We start from the raw sequence: 18,372 nt of genomic DNA on the forward strand, positions 1-18,372 counted from the left end.
CTATATGATGGCTTGAAAGGCGGCATCGTGCCGCCTTTCCTTTTTTCTCGGAGTAAAAAAGAAGGATAACTGTTCCCTGTTTGACGCACACTGTTAAAAGAACCGATCTATGGAGGGATAGTGTGGGAGAACTACTTCAAACTAGTGTAGAACTTACAATTGGCCTAGTTGCATTATTGGTTTTAACCAAAGTGATGGGGAAAACATCGTTTGCGCAAATTACCCCATTTGACTTTATTTCAGCACTGATTCTGGGGGAACTTGTAGGGAATGCCATCTATGATGAGAAAGTCAAAATTGGCGCGATTCTGTTCTCCATTTTTATATGGGGGCTTCTGCTTTATATTATAGAGTGGCTCACACAGCAATTTCGGAAGTCGCGAAAAATTCTCGAAGGAAACCCATCCATTATTATTCAAAACGGCCACTTAAATCGCGCTGAGATGAAAAAGAATAAACTTGATATGAACCAACTTCAACATTTGTTGCGTAAACAACAAGCTTTTTCCGTCAGAGAGGTCGAACACGCTATTTTAGAAACAGATGGAACCGTCAGCGTATTAAAGAAACCACAGTACGACCAACCAACTTACGAAGACTTAAATGTTCCTGAAAAACCGGTTTATTTACCGGTAACGTTTATTAATGATGGCACCGTTGACTGGGAAAACCTCCATAAAGCTGGCTTTAACGAAAACTGGCTCAAAAAACAGCTTGATCAGCATCAAATCGACAAATTTGAGGACGTTTTTTATTTGGAATGGAAGCAAGACGAAGGCATTTATATTGAAAAAATGTAAGCTATGAGAAAATCGGTAGTCCATTTTACAAAACAGCCTTAAAGACACGAAAGTCCAGCACCAACCGATGTAGGAAACACGATGCAACGGATAAATAAACGACAACACCCAAGTACCTATAGGACATGTGGTTGCTTGCTGCAGCCTAGACGTTCATTTGACAGAAATGTGAAGATGCTTGATGTCCCTTGCGTAACCAGCAAGACTGTACTATGATGAAAGCGATTTACAACATGTGCAGGATGAAAGGTTATCCGAGGTGAACTTATGACGAATAAACTATACTTGTCTGTATTGTCTTTTGCAGCGCTTTTGCTTTTGTCATCCTGTGGGTGGATCTACCAGATTGGCGGGGCGCAAAGCGAATTTGACGCCACGGAAGCAGAATTGGAAGTTGCCGATTTTGCTTATACCAATCAAAACGGGGAGGAAGTATCGTTAAGCGATTTTGAAGGGGAATATTGGTTGGCTGACATGATTTTTACGTCTTGTCCCACGGTTTGTCCGATTATGACCCCTAATATGCGGGAATTGCAAGATATGGCGATTGCCGAGAACTTGGATTTGTCGTTTGTGTCGTTTTCGATTGACCCAGAAAACGATACGGTTGAGCACTTGAAAGGCTATACGGAAAATATTGGCGTAAACGATGTGTACTGGGATTTTTTAACGGGTTATGAGTTAGAGGAGATCCAGGCATTTGCTTTGGATTCGTTTAAAGCACCTGTTGAAAAAACAGAAGACGATTTTCTTCATAGCACCCGATTTTTTCTAATCGATGGGGAAGGGAAAGTTGTTCGGATCTATGACGGGTTGGCTTCTGACTTAAGTGATATTAAAGCAGACATTCAACGGACAGTGAAGTAAGAGTATAAGAGGAAGGAAAGGCGAGCAGGCAAGTCGATTTCGCCTTTTTTTATTTTGGCTGGGGTCGTTTTACAACCGCGGCGCTTATGTATATTTATAGTTTAGTAAATTGATAAGAAATACTTGAATAGTGTGTTTTGGAAAGCTACTATATGACGTAAGGAGGGTGGTTATGGATTTAAGAAGCATTAAGACCTTTCAAACGATTATCAAGCATGGCAGCTTTCAAAAAGCTGCAGAAGAGCTGTCCTACGCACAATCGACGATTACGATGCAAATGAAAAAACTGGAAAGTGAGCTAGGAGTGGTTCTTATTGAACGTGGGAAGCCATTTCAATTAACAGAGGCTGGACGTCTCCTCGCATTACAAGGTGATTTGCTCCTTCAAGAATTTGAACGATTACAAGAACGGATGAATGCATTAGTAAAAGGAGAAACTGGGCATATCCGGGTTGGTGCAATGGAACCAGCAGCTAGCTATCGCTTGCCTTACGCACTCGCACCGTTTTACGAAAAGTTTCCGAGGGTAAATGTCAGCGTCCAAATAGAAAGCAGCAGAAAGCTAATCGAGATGGTTGAGGCCGATGAGCTTGACTTGGCTATTTGTACAGCTGCAAATGTGCCGACGACAGTTCGCTTTTTGCCGCTGTTTCTTGAAGAGGTCGCCATATTAATGCCAGATGGCCATCCCCTTGCTAATGAGAAGGACATTTCATTGCCCCAGTTGGAAAACGAGCCCATGTTAATTACAACTGCTGCGTGTCCATTCAGGAGAAACATTGAAAAGCAAATGCAGGATCGTGGACTGCGGCCAACTTATCGAATGGAGATAAGCAATATGTTGGCGCTAAAGCATTATGTTCAAGCAGGGTATGGGATAGCAGCGGTTCCCATCCGTTGTGTGATGCCTCCTCCTAAAGGAACAGTCCTGAAGGCGATCCGCCTGTTTGAAGAAGATTTGCTAGTCGGTCTTGCGGAAAATAAAACAAAACCGTTTGGCAGAGTAGCGACATCGCTTAAAGACATTCTTCAAAAAAACCTCCGATATGAAAAGGAACCAATTCAAAAATAATGAATAGAAACTTCATTTTTTTCAATTATACAAAAGCGTTATGTTTCGTTATAGTAGTATTAATCCGATGGGTTAACTTTAATTTAAGAGGGGTGATTGTGTGAGCAAGACTGTATTAATATATGGAGGAATTAGCAAGCAGTCCAGGTTGATCGGTTTATGGCAAAAGGCGTCTTCTGTTTTTGCTGAGTACAGCGAAAAAGTAGAAACGATCTTTGTTCATGAGTTGCCTGGAAATGACTTATTGGCCGCCAACTCTAAAAGCGAAGCGGTACAACAGGCGAAGCAGAAGGTGGAACAAGCGAGCACCATTGTTGTGTTTACTCCGATTTATAAAGCGTCATTTAGTGGGATTTTAAAAACGTTCCTTGATTTGTTGCCTCAAAAAGTATTTTCCGAAAAAATCGTTTTGCCGATAGCAATTGGCGGTACTTTTGGCCATCTTCTTGCAATTGACTACGCACTTAAGCCTGTTTTAGCGGCCTTAGGGGCGACCACCATTCTTAGCGGTGTTTTTGTGCTCGATCAAGACGTAAAACAAGGAGATTCAGGCACATATGTGTTAACGGGACCAGCGGATGAACGTCTCGAACAACAAGTGCGCCTCGCTCAAAGAACGGCGCAGTTGTCCTTTATAACCAACTAAATTTATGAGAAAAGAAGGAAACATGATGAGCAAAAAGATGAGGCTTGGAGTGTTTTTAATGGGTGCTGGCCACCATATTGGTGCTTGGCGCCACCCCAAAGCAGCAGCTGATGCCTACGAAAGCATCGACTTTTATAGACAAGTGGCTCTGTTAGCTGAAAAAGGGAAGCTTGATATGTTGTTTATTAGTGATGCCCTGTCATTGACAGAAAAAAGCCATCCGTCTGAGTTGGTCCGATTCGAACCGCTTACGCTCGTGTCTGCTCTAGCAATGACGACAGCTAAAATTGGATTGGCGGCTACCGCAAGCACGACTTATAATGAACCGTTTCATATCGCCCGCAAGTTTGCATCAATCGACCATTTAAGTAATGGCCGCTCTGCTTGGAACATTGTTACCTCTTATTACGAAGAGGAAGCGTACAACTTCGGCGATTTGCCTCACCCGCCACATGCAAAGCGTTACGAACGAGCAGCAGAATTCGTCGAGGTCGCCAAAAAACTGTGGCGTAGCTGGGAAAGAGGGGCAGTCATCCGAAATCAACAAACAGGGATTTACTTTGACGCAAACAAAGTCCATGCCGTCAACCATAAAGGCAAATATTTTTCGGTCAAAGGCCCATTAAATGCATCGGCGCTGCCGCAAGGGGAGCCTGTCCTGATTCAAGCCGGTTCCTCCACTTATGGCACTAAGTTTGCAGCTCGATACGCAGATGTTGTCTTTACAGCACAACAGCATTTAAGAGGGGCAAAGCGATTTTACCGTAACTTAAAAGAGCAAGTCGCCGCCGCCGGGCGGCTGCCGGAAGAGGTTCTCGTGATGCCAGGCATTTCGCCGATAACAGCCAACTCAAAAGAAGAAGCAGAGGCGATTTACGAAGAGTTGCAGTCGCTGTTAGATGAGGAAACGAGTTTGGCTTTTTTATCAGACTATTTAGGGAAAGTATCTTTTTCGAGAAAACAGCTTCACCAACCGTTATCTATTGCTGACTTGCCGCCTACAAATGGCAACCAAAGCAGGCGCGACCTAATCGTCGAGCTTGCTAGCCGCGAGCAATTGACCGTTTTGCAATTGGCACGGCGTGTTGCCGGGGCGAGAGGGCACCATATTGTTTGCGGTTCCCCTACACAAATTGCAGATGTCATGGAGACATGGTTTCGGGAAAAAGGAGCAGACGGCTTTAATTTAATGTTTCCTTATTACCCAGGCTTAATGGAAACATTTATCGAACAGGTCATTCCCATTTTGCAACAACGAGGGCTGTTCCGCCTTGATTATGAAGGGGAAACATTACGTTCTCATCTTGGTTTACATGAACATCAAGTTTAAAAGGAGGAGTAGCTATGAAAATCGCCTTTGTTTTAAATGAATCAGAAGACATTGTCCCGATTACAGAAGGGATCGTTCTGCGTGTTTATGATAGCTCGTCGAAGAGCTACAACGATTATCCGAATCCAGCTTTAGAACAAAAAGAGGGGAGACGGTCCGCTGCACTCCAATTTGCCATTAAACAGGGCGTCCATGCGCTGGCAGCTCCACCAGAAACATTATGCGAACAGTCATACAAGTTTGCGCGCAAAGAGCAGCTATCGTTTATTTCTTTGCCTGGCCCCGTCCCTTTCAACCAAATCATTAGCCAACCACTTGCCTTGACGGACCAGCTGCCAAAAAAAGAAATTAGCCCAAGTGTTTAACGGAGGAAGGAGGCTTATAACGGATATGGCAACCGAATTGCAACACGGTGCAGCAATTGAGATCGATCAGCTCTACAAGCAATTTGGCAATAAAAACGTTCTTCAAGGCATAGATGCAACCATACATGGAGGCGAATTTGTTGCTGTAGTAGGGAAAAGCGGCTGCGGCAAGAGCACATTGTTGCGGCACGTGGCAGGGCTTGAGACGGCGACTTCAGGAGAAGTGAGGCAGAATGGAGAACGGATCGACGGCATCAATCAGCAAGCACGCCTCATGTTCCAAGAGTCGCGCCTTTTGCCGTGGCAAAATGTGCTAACCAATGTTGGCGTTGGGCTTCGTCTCGAAGGAGAGTGGCAACAGCAAGCAGCGGCGCTTCTTAAAGATGTCGGCTTGGATGGTCGCGGCAATGAGTGGCCGGTTGTACTATCTGGTGGGCAAAAACAACGCGTTGCCTTAGCCCGTGCCCTTGCAGGCGGACCGAAACTGCTGTTACTCGACGAACCTCTTGGAGCCTTAGACGCACTTACCCGAATGGAGATGCAGCAGTTGGTTGAAAGGCTGTGGCTCATACACCGATTTACAGCGTTGCTCGTCACCCACGATGTCAGCGAAGCAGTCATGCTTGCTGATCGGATTATCGTGATTGAGGAAGGGAGAATTGTGATGACGAAAGACGTTCCATTGCCCCGTCCCCGTGTACCAACGGCGCCAGATTTTGCTGACATTCAAGAAACGATTTTAAATGAATTATTAGGCATTCAGGCGGAGAAACCACTCCTGCAGCAAACGAATTAAAGGGGATGAGGAAATTGGTTGAGTTTATTACAATGGCACCTACTTCAGGAGATGGCACGAGCATTTCCACCGGAAACGCTGGCTGGACAACGGCAAAAGGAACAACGCAGCGTGAGCCTTCTTTTTCCTATATAAAGGCAATTGCCGAAGCGGCTGAAGCCGGCGGCTTTACGTCGCTATTGCTTCCAACAGGCGCTGGCTGCTTAGATTCAGTAGCGGTAGCTGCCAATTTGATTAACTGCACCAAATCATTGAAATTTTTATTTGCCGTTCGCCCTGGCGTCATGTCGCCAACGACGTTTGCTAAGCAATTTGCCACGATCGACAATTGGTCGGAAGGAAGGGCGCAAGTGAATATTGTCACAGGCGGTTCGCCGAAAGAACTGGCTGGCTATGGCGATTTTTTGCCTCATGATGACCGTTATCGTCGTACAGAAGAATATATCCATGTTTTGAAGCGTCTATTTTCAGAAAAGGAAGTTAGTCACACAGGAGAATTTTATGAGCTAAAAAAGGCAACGCTGTTTCCAACATTAAAGCAAACAAGCAGTCCCAAAATTTTCTTTGGTGGGGCCTCGGAAACGGGAAAACAGGTAGCGGCAAATGTCGCCGATGTATACATGATGTGGGGCGAGCCGCTTGAAATAGCACGAGAGCGGATTAACGACATGAAAGCGCGCTACGCAAGAGCGGGCAGACAAGCAAGCTACAGCATTTCTTTTCAAGTTGTGCTCGGAAAAACGGAAGCAGAAGCATGGACAAACGCGAATGCGCTCGTTCAACATTTAGCGCCAGAAGCCCTTGAACAAAAACAGCAGGACAGGGCAAAAGGCGATTCTGTCGGCGTTAATCGCCTTCATGATTTGATGGAAGCGAGCCGTAAAGACAATTTTGTCATTGGCCCTAATTTGTGGGCAGGATTGACACAAGTACTGTCCGGCAATTCCATTGCCCTTGTCGGTACGGCAGACCAAATTGCTGACCGTGTTGTTGAATTTGTCAGTCTCGGCTTCGATAAAGTCCTTTTGCGCGGTTTTCCCCATTTGGAAGTGATTACGGAAATTGGTGCAGAAGTGATCCCGCGTGTAAATGAGCGCTTATCCCACGCCGTAACACATTAAAGGGAGTGACGATGTTGAGAAAGATGGCAATCTTTGGCCTTTCGTTTGGGATTGCGGTAGTGTTGGCGGGTTGCAATGACCCTGGCGCGGCAGCAGAGAAAGGCGAAACGGTGACAATTGGCTACCAGAAAGGAGCGTTAACGCTGTCTCTTAAAGAAGATGAGGCGTTCGCGAGGACAATGGCTGACTTGGGTTACTCCCTTGAATGGGCAGAATTTAATACAGGCAGCTCCACGCTTGAAGCATTAGGGAGCGGGAGTACAGACCTTGCCAATGCCGGGGATACGCCTTCGATTTATGCCATTGCCAACAGGCAGCCGATCCATTACATCGCCGCTACAGATAATGCCCCTTACAGTGAAGGCATTTTAGTCCACCCCAATTCAGGCATCGATCGCGTGGAAGATTTGGAAGGGAAGCGGATCGCCTTTAACCGAGCATCAATCGCCCAATATTTGTTGTATAAAGCATTAGACTCGGTTGGGCTAACTTTTGCAGATATAGAGCCTGTGTATCTAGGGCCAGCAGATGCACATTTGGCCTTTGAACAAGGGAATGTCGATGCATGGGTCACGTGGGATCCGTATTTAGCCGTATCTGAAGAAAAAGGCAATCATGTCATTGCGACGGCGGACGGCCTTGCTTCCTATCGATCATTTTACTTTGCCAACAGTGATTTTGCCGATCAACATCCAGAAGCGGTACAGGCGTATGTCGAAGCTTTGCAACGGGTAGGCACTACAATTGAAAGCGATGCAAGCGAGGCTGCAGCGATTATGGAAAAAGCGACAGGATTGCCGCAAAATACGTGGGTTGGCATTTTAAACCGTCTTGATCATGTTCCGGATTTTATTGATGAAGAGGCAGTATCTGACCTCCAAGAACAGGCAGATGATTTAATGGCCATCGGTTTGCTAGAAGGCGAAGTGTCAATTGTTGATTATGTCTGGAATCGAGAGGAGGAAAGTGAATGAACAGTTGGAGACAACGGTACCAAGATGGAGTAGCGCCATGGATCGTGCCCCTCTTGTTACTCATTTCTTGGCAATTTATGAGCGTTTACGGTTTGTTCTCCAATTTACTTGCAAGCCCATTGGAGGTCGTCCAAGCAGCGTGGCGGCTGATTGCGAATGGGGAACTGGTTAGCCACATGGCAACCAGTTTTTATCGAGCGTTAGCAGGCTTTATCATAGGCGGCGGGCTTGGCCTTTTGCTAGGCATTGCCAATGGCTTATCCCCATTTTCAAGAAAGTATTTAGATAGTACAATTCAAATGTTGCGGAATGTGCCAAACCTTGCACTAATTCCACTTGTCGTCATTTACATGGGGGTAGGCGAAAGTGCCAAAATTTTTCTTGTGGCAGTCGGTGTGTTGTTCCCTGTATACATTAACACGTTCCATGGCATTCGCTCGATTGATCAAAATATGCTAGAAATGAGCAAAATGTATGGGTTATCAAAATGGAAGTTATTCACTAAAGTGATTTTTCCTGGTGCGATGCCATCCATTTTAGTTGGCATCCGTTACGCTTTAGGAGTGATGTGGGTAACCCTTATTGTTGCCGAAACAATTGCCGCTACTTCAGGAATCGGCTATATGTCAATGAACGCAAGGGAATTTATGCAAGTTGATGTCATCATTTTAGCCATTCTTCTTTATGCGTTTTTAGGGAAGCTGGCAGATACGTTGGCAACGTTTGCCGAAAAGCGGCTGCTGCGTTGGAACCCAACTTACCGTTGACCTGTTTTGATTAAAAATTTGTCCATAACAAAAAGAGAAAAACGTACAAAGTTTGAAACCAACAAGCAGCTCGTTTGGATTAAAAACGAGCTGCTTGTTTCGATGTGCGTTTGCTTATTTGTCATATTACTCCCTGTGCGATCATCGCATCGGCTACTTTAACGAAGCCAGCAATATTAGCGCCCACTACTAGATTGCCAGGAGCATCGTTCTCTTTTGCCGCATCTATACAATCTCTGTAAATGGTCTTCATAATTTCTTGGAGCTTGGCGTCTACTTCTTCGAACGTCCAAGAAAGCCGGGCGCTGTTTTGCGCCATTTCTAAAGCAGAGACAGAAACGCCGCCTGCGTTCGCCGCTTTTGCTGGAGCAAACAGAACACCATGTTCGTGAAACACGTTTACCGCTTCTAGCGTTGAGGGCATATTGGCTCCTTCGCCAATTGCTTTTACGCCGTTGGAGACTAAAACGTTCGCCGCGTCTTCGTCGATTTCATTTTGCGTGGCACAAGGAAGAGCAATATCACAAGGCACAGACCAAATGTCTGAGCAACCTTGGAAATAGTGAGCTTGTGGATGTTCGTTTACATATTCGCTAATCCGTTTTTTCTCGCTTTCCTTCAAACGTTTGACCGTTTCCAAGTTAATGCCGCTTTTGTCGTAAATATAGCCTTCTGAGTCGCTACAGGCGACCACTTTCGCACCAAGATGCATGGCTTTTTCCATCGCATAGATCGATACATTCCCTGATCCAGACACGACAACGGTATTCCCTTCGAAGCTATGGCCTTTTTCTTTGAGCATCTCCTCGACGAAATAAACCGTTCCATAACCTGTCGCTTCTTTTCTGGCAAGACTTCCGCCGTAAGCGATGTCTTTTCCCGTCAGGACGCCTGCTTCAAAACGGCCGCGCATTTTTTTATACTGACCAAACATATAACCAATTTCCTTGGCACCTACCCCGATATCTCCTGCCGGAACATCGGTATCTGGTCCAATGTATTTGCTCAGTTCAGACATGAAGCTTTGCGTAAAGCGCATAATTTCGCCATCGCTTTTTCCTTTTGGATCGAAATCTGAGCCGCCTTTTCCGCCACCGATCGGTTGGCCTGTCAGTGCATTTTTGAAGATTTGTTCAAACCCGAGGAATTTAATAATGCTTGTATTGACGGAAGGGTGAAACCGCAACCCGCCTTTATACGGCCCTAAAGCACTGTTGAACTGTACCCGAAAACCGCGATTTACTTGGACATTCCCTTGGTCATCGACCCACGGAACGCGAAAAGAGATCATTCTTTCTGGCTCCACGATTCGCTCAAGAATAGCTTGTCTAATATACTGTGGGCGCTTAGCAAGGACAGGCAATAACGAGTCCAATACTTCCTTGACCGCTTGATGAAACTCATTTTCATATGGGTTCCGCTGTTTTACTGTTTCGTAGACGTGTTGAACATATTCTTGCACGTCACTAGCATACGTTCCTTTCTCTTTCTCCAATACGTTCATTGGTATGGCCTCCCCATTAAGTCTGAATACAATCTATGGAAATGAAATCGTTTTCAAGGTCCTGGCATATAAGACTGCCCTTTGAAACAGGATTCGCTATCTGCTATCAAGTATTTTATAATTAAGTGAATCATCTAATCAATATTAATAACTGATGGATTTAATGCCTTTTTTAGATGAATGAAAGGGAGAGCTGCGATGGAAATCAGACAGTTGCTGTATTTTATGGAAGTAGCGAAACGGGAGCATGTTACCGAAGCTGCAGCGGCCTTGCATGTCGCACAGTCTGCCGTCAGCAGACAGATCTTTAATTTAGAAAGCGAATTAGGCGTCGATTTGTTTATTCGAGAAGGCCGGAGAGTGAAATTGACACCAATCGGAAAAATTTTTTTAGAACGAATCAAACATGCTATGAATGTGATTGAAGATGCTAAACGGGAAGTTCAGGAGTATCTTGATCCGAAAAAGGGAACGATTCGCGTTGCTTTCCCTATCAGTTTGGCTGCTTATACGTTGCCAACAGCGATTTATGCGTTTCGAAAGCGCTACCCGGAAGCGAAATTCCAGCTAAAACAGGGCCTTTATCGTGAATTGATAGACGGGGTTATTAAAGGGGATTACAATATGGCGCTGATTGGCCCAGTGCCGATGGAAGAAAAGAAAATCACCCCTCGAATTCTGTTTGCAGAAAAAATTGTCGCTCTTTTGCCGATACACCATCCATTAGCGAAAAGCACCGAAATCAATTTGCTCGATTTAAAAAATGATCCGTTTGTTTTGTTGCCAGAAGGGTTTGTTTTTCGGGATCTTGTCATTGAAGCCTGTTCCGAAACAGGCTTTATCCCACAAATTGCTTTCGAAGGAGACGACATTGATGCTTTAAAAGGCTTAGTAGCGGCTGGTCTTGGCGTCACATTAATGCCGGAAGTCACACTCGTTGACAATACGCCGCGCTCAACTGTAAAAATCCCATTAAGTGAACCGGATGTCACGCGAACGGTTGGTGTCATTACACCGACAGAACGTGGACTGTTGCCAACGGAAGAATTGTTTTATGAATTTCTGCAGGAGTTTTTTACGAAGCTGAATCATTTTAAAGATTAAACGGTTGTTGATGCTTGTTTTTTTCTCCAGACGTCCAAGCTTATGGGAATATTGGTGTCCACAGCTGAAAAATGGCTTGGTATAAAAAAAGGTTGAAAAAAAGACAATAAAATCATAATATGAACATATAATCATATATAGGGGGTATGGGAATGGAAAACAACTATGTTGATTTAGATGAAGAAACGTTGTTTATTGTCTCGCAAACATTCAAAGCTCTTGGGGACCCAACACGGATACGAATCTTGCATTTGCTTGCTGAAAAAGAATGCGCTGTTGGCGAAATTGTAGAAGCGTTGGCGCTCGGCCAATCAAATGTGTCCCATCAGCTTCGTTTTCTTAAAAACTTGCGGTTGGTAAAGTCGCGGCGAGTAGGCACAGCCATGTATTATTCGCCGGAAGACGAGCATGTAATGGAAATACTAGAAAAGACGATCCAACATGCCAAACATGATTAGGAGGGGTTAGGATGGGACATTCTCATGATCACAGCCATTCTCATGGAGTGGGCCATAGCCACATTCACACGAACAATAAAAAAGTGCTATTGATTGCTTTTGTGCTTATTACCATGTTTATGGTTGTTGAAGTTATTGGCGGCTTCCTCACGAATAGCTTGGCACTTCTTGCTGATGCTGGTCATATGTTAAGCGATGCGGTTGCCTTAGGGCTTGCACTAGCAGCGTTCAAATATGGCGAACGGGCAGCGAGTAACTCGAAAACATACGGCTACAAGCGCTTTGAAATCTTGGCAGCATTTATGAACGGCCTAACATTAATTGGCATTTCCGGCTATATCATCTATGAAGCAATAACACGCTTTGCCGAGCCACCAGAAGTGGCAAGTGTTGGTATGCTTGTTGTCGCTGTTTGCGGTTTGCTTATCAACATGATTGTCGCTTGGATTCTTATGCGTGGTTCCGATGTGAAAGGAAACCTGAATATGCGTGGCGCATTTCTCCACGTTCTTGGTGATTTGCTCGGTTCTGTTGGTGCAATTGCCGCCGGCCTCCTCATGCTTTTTTTTGGCTGGACGATAGCGGACCCAATTGCTAGCCTGCTAGTGGCGGCGCTGATTTTAGTTAGCGGCTTCAGAGTGACGAGGGATTCAGTCCATGTGCTCATGGAAGGCAAACCGGCATCTGTTGATGTCGACGAGGTAAAAAACGAATTGCAATCATTGCCTGGCGTTTTAAGCATCCACGACTTGCATACATGGTCGATCACGTCTGATTTTCCAGCATTGACGGCACATGTAGTCGTTGGGCATGGTATTGACCGCGACGACTTGTTGAAAACAGCCAAGCGCCTGCTCCATGATCGTTTCGGGATCCACCATACAACGCTTCAACTGGAAGGCGAAGAAAAGCAATGCAACCACTCGTGTAATTAATACGAGGAAGGGAAGAATTCACGTACGAAATCTGCCAAAATGTAAAATTTGTTCGGATATTTATCTAAGCGCCCGCTATTTGTGTTACAATAGGAACGAATTAGAGGATGAATCTGTATGTGACTGGCGCGAAGTGGATAACCACAAGGGAGCATACGGATCAAAGCCGTGCGCCTGGGCAAAGGAAGAGAGGAAGTCTTCCTTATATGTTCCGAATAAAGAAAGGATGGTTTTAGGTGGCAGAGCCTATGATTTTGGATGGAAATGAAGTTTCAAAACGAATAAAAGACAAACTGGCGTTACAAGTCGCAGCCTTAGAACAAAAAGGGGTACGCCCATGCCTTGCGACCATTCTTGTTGGCGATGATCCCGCTTCTGCAACGTATGTACGGATGAAAGGCAATGCCTGCAAACGCCTAGGAATTGAATCGAAAAAAATCGAGCTTCCTAAAGAGACAACGACGAAGGAATTGCTCGCCGTCATTCGCGAGTTAAACAATGACAGCAGTGTCCATGGGATTTTGCTGCAACATCCAGTCCCAAGCCAAATTGATGAACGTGCTGCATTTGATGAGATTGCGATCGAAAAAGATGTCGACGGCGTCACAACGCTAGGCTTTGCCCAAAACGCGTTTGGCTTTGCCCATTATCCCTCTTGCACACCGGCTGCGATTCTCGCTATTATTGACCACTACCAGTTGCCAATCGAAGGCAAACATGCCGTGGTCGTTGGCCGCAGCCCGATTCTTGGAAAACCTGTGTCCCAAATGTTATTGAACCGCAATGCAACGGTGACGATTTGCCATTCGCGCACGGAAAACGTAAGTGACTTTGTCAAAAAGGCTGACATTGTCGTAGCAGCAGTCGGCAAGCCAGAATTTATTCAAGGAGAGTGGATAAAATCAGGGGCTGTTGTCCTCGATGCCGGTTACAATAAAGGCAATATTGGTGACTGTGATTATGACGGATGCGCCCAACGGGCTTCAGCGATCACGCCTGTACCTGGCGGCGTAGGACCTGTAACGATTTCTATGTTGCTAAAACACACGGTTGAAGCAGCTGAGCGATCTGTCTAACTTAGTATAAATGGCAAACAGGCTAGTACTTGTATGCCAGCTGATTTATCGGTCATTTACGCAAAAAGAACGCCAGTTGCGGGAAACGCAACTGGCGTTCAGACGATAGATAAATGCTCGCAAAATCATGTTTGATGGCATACCTTGTTCCAAAGAAACGGTTCGAATCGTATCGCCTTTTCCTACGGTGCCTCACTGACAACGATGCCACATGCAATCCGATCACCGGCATCGCCGGTGGCTTCCGTATCTGCATCAGGGCCGCCTTCCTCTTCACCTTCGGCTATATAGCGTTCAGGAATGTGGCCAAAGTTGTCAGGATCGGCATGGACGATGACAGCCCGTTCATCTGCCAAATTAGCAGGAGTAAAGCGGTCGGTCGTAAACGATAAATAGGCGCTGCCATCTTCGCTTACATAGAGAGGTGGCATGTCGCCACTATGATCGCTATGCTGCCCGTCTTCGTCATGGTAATGCCCACCTGCTGATTGAAAAGGCCCTTCGTTGTCATCCGCGTCACAGGCTGCTTCTTCATGGACGTGAAAGCCGTGGTACCCTGGGGCAAGCCCATCGACAGTCACATCGACCCTAGTTTTGTTATCACCTAGTTCAAAAAAAGAAACATCGCCAACACGGCTTCCTTGCTCGTCGTTTAATTCAGCAAAGGCATCGGCTTGTTCTTGCTCGCCATTGTCAGGAGCGATGCCACTGTCCCCTTCTTCCGGCAAGTCAATCTGGTCATTTCCGCATGCCACCAGCATTCCTGCTGCTGCGCATACCCCTACTGCTTTGCGGAACTGCATGTTCTAGTCCCCCTCCTTGGAATGTTCATGTGCTACAGGACTATATCACCAATCCCTCTCTTTAAAACGTCGAAATCAAAAATGAAATTAGCCATTAGCGGTATGGGCTTTTAAGGCTTGTTTGGCAATCATCCAAACGTGTTCTTTTAAATCGGTCGGGGCGATAATTTTCACCTTGTTTCCGAAGCCAACAATATAGGCAGCTGCCTCCTCTTTTGTATCGAAAGACAGTCTAACAGTTAGCCAGCCGTCTTCGCCTGACTCATAGAAGTCGAGCACACGCACATAACGGCCTGAGCTGTGCAACATATCTTTTTGTTCATAGGCAACGAGAAGGTTCACTTCATAGGAAGGCAGTGTGCGAATAAACGCATTTTTGGAGTCATGCCAGTAACGGGCCAAATTGAAGCTTTCTGGCCGTTCAAATCGCTTTGGCAAAAGCTGCGCTGAACGAATCCGCGACGCCCTAAATGTTTTCAGTTCTTGTTGTTCGGCTGCAATTAAGTACCAAGTACTGCCTTTGGCGACGAGCCCTAGAGGCTCTACTTCACGCTCTGTCGCAGCAGAACCGTATTTTTCATAAGAGATGGACAGGGCGCGCTGTTCCCACAGCCCTTGGTTAAGCAAGCTGAAGGCCTCGACGGTTTCTTTTTTGCCACGCCAAGTACTAGCGTCAATGTAAATGCGGTTTTGTGCGTCGGCAAAGTCAACAGAGGCGGCAGAAGATAGAGAAGCCAGCAGTTTTTCGCGCGCTTCCTGCCAGTTTTTTGTGTAGCCTAAGTCGCCAAGCAAGTCGATTGGCGGGGAAAGAAACAGCGTTCTAACTTCCTCTTTTGTTAGGCCAGTCAACTGTGTTCTGTAACCATCTAGAAGCTTCCAGCCTCCCATTTTTCCACGCTCGGCATATACAGGAATGCCTGCACTGCTTAACGCATCCATATCGCGGTGGATCGTCCGCTCTGAAACGCCAAGTTCCTCAGCTAATGCCTTTGTCGACATGATTTTTCGGTTTTGCAATAACAATACGATTGACAAGAGTCTTTCAGCTCTCATTTCAACCACGCCTTTTTCTATTTTTTTATATATGACATTAGGTGTCAACTTTAAGGGATATAGTAAACATACGTGAGGAAGGAGGAATATGCAAATGAATGCTTTAGCAAACAAAGTGGCACTCGTAGCTGGCGGTACGCGGGGAGCAGGACGCGGGATTGCCGTTGAGCTTGGCGCAGCCGGTGCAATCGTTTACGTGACTGGCCGGACAACACGAACAGAAACATCGGAATACAACCGGCCTGAGACGATTGAAGAAACAGCTGAACTAGTAACAAAAGCTGGTGGCATAGGGATTGCTGTCCAAACCGATCACTTGGTACCAGAGCAAGTGGAAGCGTTAGCGAACAAAATCAAGTCAGACCACGGCAAATTAGATATTCTTGTGAATGATATTTGGGGTGGGGAGTTACTGACGGAATGGCATGTTCCCATTTGGGAGCTGTCGCTTGAAAAAGGCTTTCGCCTGTTGCGGCTGGCCATTGATACTCATTTAATCACAAACCATTATTTGCTGCCGTTGTTAATTGAGCAAAAGGGCGGGCTTGTGGTCGAAGTAACAGACGGAACGAAAGCCTACAACGATACTCATTACCGCCTTTCGATGTTTTATGACTTGGCCAAAAGTTCCATTATCCGCATAGCTGAGGGTCTTGCACACGAGCTTGCTCCGCACCATTGTACGGCTGTATCGCTCACTCCAGGATGGCTCCGTTCAGAAATGATGCTTGAGCTGTTTGGCGTGACGGAAGAAACGTGGCGCGACGGCATGAAAACAGATCCTCATTTCGCCATTTCAGAAACACCCCGTTTTATCGGCAGGGCGATCACGGCCCTCGCTGCTGATGGAGACAGGCACCGTTGGAATGGCCAATCGCTTTCAAGTGGGGAATTAGCAAAAGTCTATCACTTTACCGACGTCGATGGCTCACAGCCAGATTGTTTTCGCTATTTGCTCGAAGTCCAAGAAGCTGGAAAGCCAGCAGATGTGAGCGGTTATCGTTAACTAGAAGCCATCTGAACAAACGATATTAGAAAAGTTCAAAGGTTTGCTCCATAAAAGCATTGTGTTGCGACATGTTTATTTTGAGAGCAAGGAAGGGATGAAACGGTTAGAAGTGGAAGGCCGCCCGATTGGATTATTTATTGGAAGCTAAAAACCAGCACATGCACGGATTGCATGTGCTGGTGTCTCTTTTCAAATCATGGCTTGAATGCCATCGTTGCGTTAACGGCGTGTTTCCAGCCTTTGTACAACGCATCTCGCTCCTCGGCGTTCATTTTTGGTTCAAATGAACGGTCCATATTCCATTTGCGGGCGATGTCTTCTTTGCTTTTCCAGACGCCAACAGCGAGGCCAGCTAGATAGGCAGCGCCAAGCGCCGTCGTCTCTGTAACGGAAGGAATTTCAACTGGCGCATCAAGGAGATCGCTTTGGAATTGCATTAAAAAGTTATTAGCAACAGCGCCTCCGTCGGCACGAAGTTTTTTCGGTTCCATACCAGCGTCTTGTTCCATTGCTGCCATCACGTCTTTTGTCTGATAAGCAAGTGATTCTAGCGTGGCACGGACAATATGAGAACGCTCTGTGCCACGTGTTAACCCGAACATGGCGCCTCTTGCTTCGCTGTCCCAATACGGGGTGCCGAGCCCAACAAATGCAGGGACTAAGTAGACACCGTCAGCGGATGTTACCCGTGTCGCTAACGTTTCACTTTGCGGCGCGTCTTCAATAATTTTAAGGCCATCCCGTAACCATTGGATCGCCGAACCGGCAACAAATACACTGCCTTCAAGGGCGTACTCAACTTTTCCATCAATTCCCCATGCCAGCGTTGTCAAAAGCCCGTTTTTCGACTCAACGGCTTGTTCGCCTGTATTCATCAAAATAAAACAGCCAGTGCCGTAAGTGTTTTTTACCATCCCTTTTTCAAAACACGCTTGCCCGAACAAAGCTGCATGCTGGTCACCGGCGACGCCGGCAATTGGCACATTTTGCCCAAAGAAATGGTAGTCAACGGTTGTGGCGTATACTTCCGAAGAGGAGCGGACTTCAGGCAGCATTTGCTTTGGAACATCGAGCAGTTCGAGCAGTTCGTCGTCCCATTTCAACTCATGGATGTTGTACATGAGCGTCCGGGCCGCATTTGTATAATCAGTCACATGTGCTTTGCCGCCGCTTAGTTTCCAAATGAGCCATGAATCAATGGTGCCAAACAAAAGGTCGCCTTTTTCAGCTTTTTCTCTTGCCCCCTCTACATGGTCAAGAATCCATTTTACTTTTGTACCAGAGAAATAAGGGTCAAGCAGCAAGCCCGTTTTTTTACGGAATGTCTCGTTTAAGCCTTTTTCTCGTAAATCAGCACAAATCTTTTCTGTTTGCCGTGATTGCCAAACCAAAGCGTTGTATATTGGTTTTCCTGTGTGTTTATCCCATACGACTGTTGTTTCCCGTTGGTTTGTAATGCCGATCCCAGCCACATCTTTTGGCTCAATATCCGACTCGGAAAAGACTTCGGCGATGACGGCAAGAACCGATGTCCAAATTTCATTGGCATTATGCTCTACCCAGCCTGGGTTCGGGAAGTACTGCGTGAATTCCCGTTGCGCCGTTTTTTTGATTTCTCCTTGGCTGTCAAATAAAATCGCACGTGAACTAGTTGTTCCTTGATCGATGGATAAAATGTATGGGTTTGTCATC

At 46.0% G+C, this 18,372-nt stretch carries 19 protein-coding genes and 1 riboswitch; of the genes, 15 read left to right on the top strand and 4 right to left on the bottom strand.

Features of this window, described 5'->3' with window-relative positions:
- The first annotated feature begins 122 nt into the window (after window positions 1-122).
- From N6H06_RS03915 to N6H06_RS03960, 10 genes are all read left to right on the top strand, one after another.
- A complete protein-coding gene (locus tag N6H06_RS03915; protein WP_062745777.1) occupies window positions 123-800 on the top strand; it encodes a DUF421 domain-containing protein in 678 nt (225 codons plus the stop codon).
- A 267-nt stretch (window positions 801-1,067) separates the two neighbouring features.
- Window positions 1,068-1,667 (top strand): SCO family protein, encoded by a 600-nt coding sequence (locus N6H06_RS03920; protein WP_062745779.1) that lies wholly within the window; start codon window positions 1,068-1,070, stop codon window positions 1,665-1,667.
- A 172-nt stretch (window positions 1,668-1,839) separates the two neighbouring features.
- Window positions 1,840-2,739 (top strand): LysR family transcriptional regulator, encoded by a 900-nt coding sequence (locus tag N6H06_RS03925; protein ID WP_062745781.1) that lies wholly within the window; start codon window positions 1,840-1,842, stop codon window positions 2,737-2,739.
- Window positions 2,740-2,839: 100 nt separating this feature from the next.
- A complete protein-coding gene (ssuE, locus tag N6H06_RS03930; RefSeq protein WP_062745782.1) occupies window positions 2,840-3,385 on the top strand; it encodes an NADPH-dependent FMN reductase in 546 nt (181 codons plus the stop codon).
- 22 nt (window positions 3,386-3,407) lie between these two features.
- A complete protein-coding gene (locus N6H06_RS03935; protein ID WP_062745784.1) occupies window positions 3,408-4,715 on the top strand; it encodes an LLM class flavin-dependent oxidoreductase in 1,308 nt (435 codons plus the stop codon).
- 14 nt (window positions 4,716-4,729) lie between these two features.
- Entirely contained in the window at window positions 4,730-5,080 is a 351-nt protein-coding gene (locus tag N6H06_RS03940) for a hypothetical protein (protein ID WP_094425551.1), read from the top strand.
- Window positions 5,081-5,105: 25 nt separating this feature from the next.
- Window positions 5,106-5,876, top strand: coding sequence for an ABC transporter ATP-binding protein (locus N6H06_RS03945; RefSeq protein ID WP_263705676.1), 771 nt, complete (start codon window positions 5,106-5,108; stop codon window positions 5,874-5,876).
- A 14-nt stretch (window positions 5,877-5,890) separates the two neighbouring features.
- Entirely contained in the window at window positions 5,891-6,997 is a 1,107-nt protein-coding gene (locus tag N6H06_RS03950) for an LLM class flavin-dependent oxidoreductase (protein WP_082808207.1), read from the top strand.
- Between the two features lie 11 nt (window positions 6,998-7,008).
- Window positions 7,009-7,971, top strand: a complete 963-nt coding sequence (locus N6H06_RS03955) for an aliphatic sulfonate ABC transporter substrate-binding protein (RefSeq protein ID WP_249413862.1) — start codon at window positions 7,009-7,011, stop codon at window positions 7,969-7,971.
- A complete protein-coding gene (locus N6H06_RS03960) occupies window positions 7,968-8,738 on the top strand; it encodes an ABC transporter permease subunit (protein ID WP_263705677.1) in 771 nt (256 codons plus the stop codon). The genes N6H06_RS03955 and N6H06_RS03960 overlap by 4 nt, the downstream gene beginning before the upstream one ends.
- 121 nt (window positions 8,739-8,859) lie before the next feature.
- Here N6H06_RS03960 and gdhA read toward each other — a convergent pair whose 3' ends face one another.
- Entirely contained in the window at window positions 8,860-10,242 is a 1,383-nt protein-coding gene (gene gdhA / locus N6H06_RS03965) for an NADP-specific glutamate dehydrogenase (RefSeq protein ID WP_094425557.1), read from the bottom strand.
- Between the two features lie 198 nt (window positions 10,243-10,440).
- Between gdhA and N6H06_RS03970 the strand changes: the two genes are divergently transcribed.
- From N6H06_RS03970 to folD, 4 genes are all read left to right on the top strand, one after another.
- The gene (locus N6H06_RS03970) at window positions 10,441-11,346 is read left to right on the top strand and encodes a LysR family transcriptional regulator (RefSeq protein WP_062745793.1); all 906 of its coding nucleotides are present in this window, start codon (window positions 10,441-10,443) and stop codon (window positions 11,344-11,346) included.
- A gap of 152 nt (window positions 11,347-11,498) precedes the next feature.
- A complete protein-coding gene (locus tag N6H06_RS03975; protein WP_062745795.1) occupies window positions 11,499-11,804 on the top strand; it encodes an ArsR/SmtB family transcription factor in 306 nt (101 codons plus the stop codon).
- An 11-nt stretch (window positions 11,805-11,815) separates the two neighbouring features.
- On the top strand, window positions 11,816-12,739 hold the full coding sequence (locus tag N6H06_RS03980) for a cation diffusion facilitator family transporter (protein WP_062745797.1): 924 nt from the start codon (window positions 11,816-11,818) through the stop codon (window positions 12,737-12,739).
- Between the two features lie 109 nt (window positions 12,740-12,848).
- A riboswitch (ZMP/ZTP riboswitch) is annotated at window positions 12,849-12,926 on the top strand.
- Between the two features lie 49 nt (window positions 12,927-12,975).
- A complete protein-coding gene (gene folD / locus N6H06_RS03985; protein WP_062745798.1) occupies window positions 12,976-13,815 on the top strand; it encodes a bifunctional methylenetetrahydrofolate dehydrogenase/methenyltetrahydrofolate cyclohydrolase FolD in 840 nt (279 codons plus the stop codon).
- 182 nt (window positions 13,816-13,997) lie between these two features.
- Here the strand turns inward: folD and N6H06_RS03990 are convergent, their stop codons facing one another.
- Both N6H06_RS03990 and N6H06_RS03995 read right to left on the bottom strand, forming a co-directional pair.
- Entirely contained in the window at window positions 13,998-14,618 is a 621-nt protein-coding gene (locus N6H06_RS03990; protein WP_062745800.1) for a superoxide dismutase family protein, read from the bottom strand.
- An 87-nt stretch (window positions 14,619-14,705) separates the two neighbouring features.
- On the bottom strand, window positions 14,706-15,671 hold the full coding sequence (locus N6H06_RS03995) for a helix-turn-helix transcriptional regulator (protein ID WP_212954319.1): 966 nt from the start codon (window positions 15,669-15,671) through the stop codon (window positions 14,706-14,708).
- Between the two features lie 94 nt (window positions 15,672-15,765).
- Here N6H06_RS03995 and N6H06_RS04000 point away from each other — a divergent pair, with 94 nt between their 5' ends.
- A complete protein-coding gene (locus N6H06_RS04000) occupies window positions 15,766-16,677 on the top strand; it encodes an SDR family oxidoreductase (RefSeq protein ID WP_062745803.1) in 912 nt (303 codons plus the stop codon).
- A gap of 197 nt (window positions 16,678-16,874) precedes the next feature.
- Here the strand turns inward: N6H06_RS04000 and glpK are convergent, their stop codons facing one another.
- Entirely contained in the window at window positions 16,875-18,371 is a 1,497-nt protein-coding gene (gene glpK, locus N6H06_RS04005) for a glycerol kinase GlpK (RefSeq protein WP_062745805.1), read from the bottom strand.
- Window position 18,372 lies beyond the last annotated feature (1 nt).

Source organism: Shouchella tritolerans, from assembly GCF_025770735.1.
GTDB lineage: Bacteria > Bacillota > Bacilli > Bacillales > Bacillaceae_D > Shouchella > Shouchella tritolerans.

Bases quoted from the DNA above. Each gene is read 5' to 3' on its own strand.
- N6H06_RS03920 (WP_062745779.1), top strand. From the start codon at position 1,068: ATGACGAATAAACTATACTTGTCTGTATTGTCTTTTGCAGCGCTTTTG.
- N6H06_RS03925 (WP_062745781.1), top strand. From the start codon at position 1,840: ATGGATTTAAGAAGCATTAAGACCTTTCAAACGATTATCAAGCATGGC.
- N6H06_RS03935 (WP_062745784.1), top strand. From the start codon at position 3,408: ATGATGAGCAAAAAGATGAGGCTTGGAGTGTTTTTAATGGGTGCTGGC.
- N6H06_RS03940 (WP_094425551.1), top strand. From the start codon at position 4,730: ATGAAAATCGCCTTTGTTTTAAATGAATCAGAAGACATTGTCCCGATT.
- N6H06_RS03945 (WP_263705676.1), top strand. From the start codon at position 5,106: ATGGCAACCGAATTGCAACACGGTGCAGCAATTGAGATCGATCAGCTC.
- N6H06_RS03955 (WP_249413862.1), top strand. From the start codon at position 7,009: ATGTTGAGAAAGATGGCAATCTTTGGCCTTTCGTTTGGGATTGCGGTA.
- N6H06_RS03960 (WP_263705677.1), top strand. From the start codon at position 7,968: ATGAACAGTTGGAGACAACGGTACCAAGATGGAGTAGCGCCATGGATC.
- gdhA (WP_094425557.1), bottom strand. From the start codon at position 10,242: ATGAACGTATTGGAGAAAGAGAAAGGAACGTATGCTAGTGACGTGCAA.
- N6H06_RS03970 (WP_062745793.1), top strand. From the start codon at position 10,441: ATGGAAATCAGACAGTTGCTGTATTTTATGGAAGTAGCGAAACGGGAG.
- N6H06_RS03975 (WP_062745795.1), top strand. From the start codon at position 11,499: ATGGAAAACAACTATGTTGATTTAGATGAAGAAACGTTGTTTATTGTC.
- N6H06_RS03980 (WP_062745797.1), top strand. From the start codon at position 11,816: ATGGGACATTCTCATGATCACAGCCATTCTCATGGAGTGGGCCATAGC.
- N6H06_RS03990 (WP_062745800.1), bottom strand. From the start codon at position 14,618: ATGCAGTTCCGCAAAGCAGTAGGGGTATGCGCAGCAGCAGGAATGCTG.
- N6H06_RS03995 (WP_212954319.1), bottom strand. From the start codon at position 15,671: ATGAGAGCTGAAAGACTCTTGTCAATCGTATTGTTATTGCAAAACCGA.
- N6H06_RS04000 (WP_062745803.1), top strand. From the start codon at position 15,766: ATGAATGCTTTAGCAAACAAAGTGGCACTCGTAGCTGGCGGTACGCGG.
- glpK (WP_062745805.1), bottom strand. From the start codon at position 18,371: ATGACAAACCCATACATTTTATCCATCGATCAAGGAACAACTAGTTCA.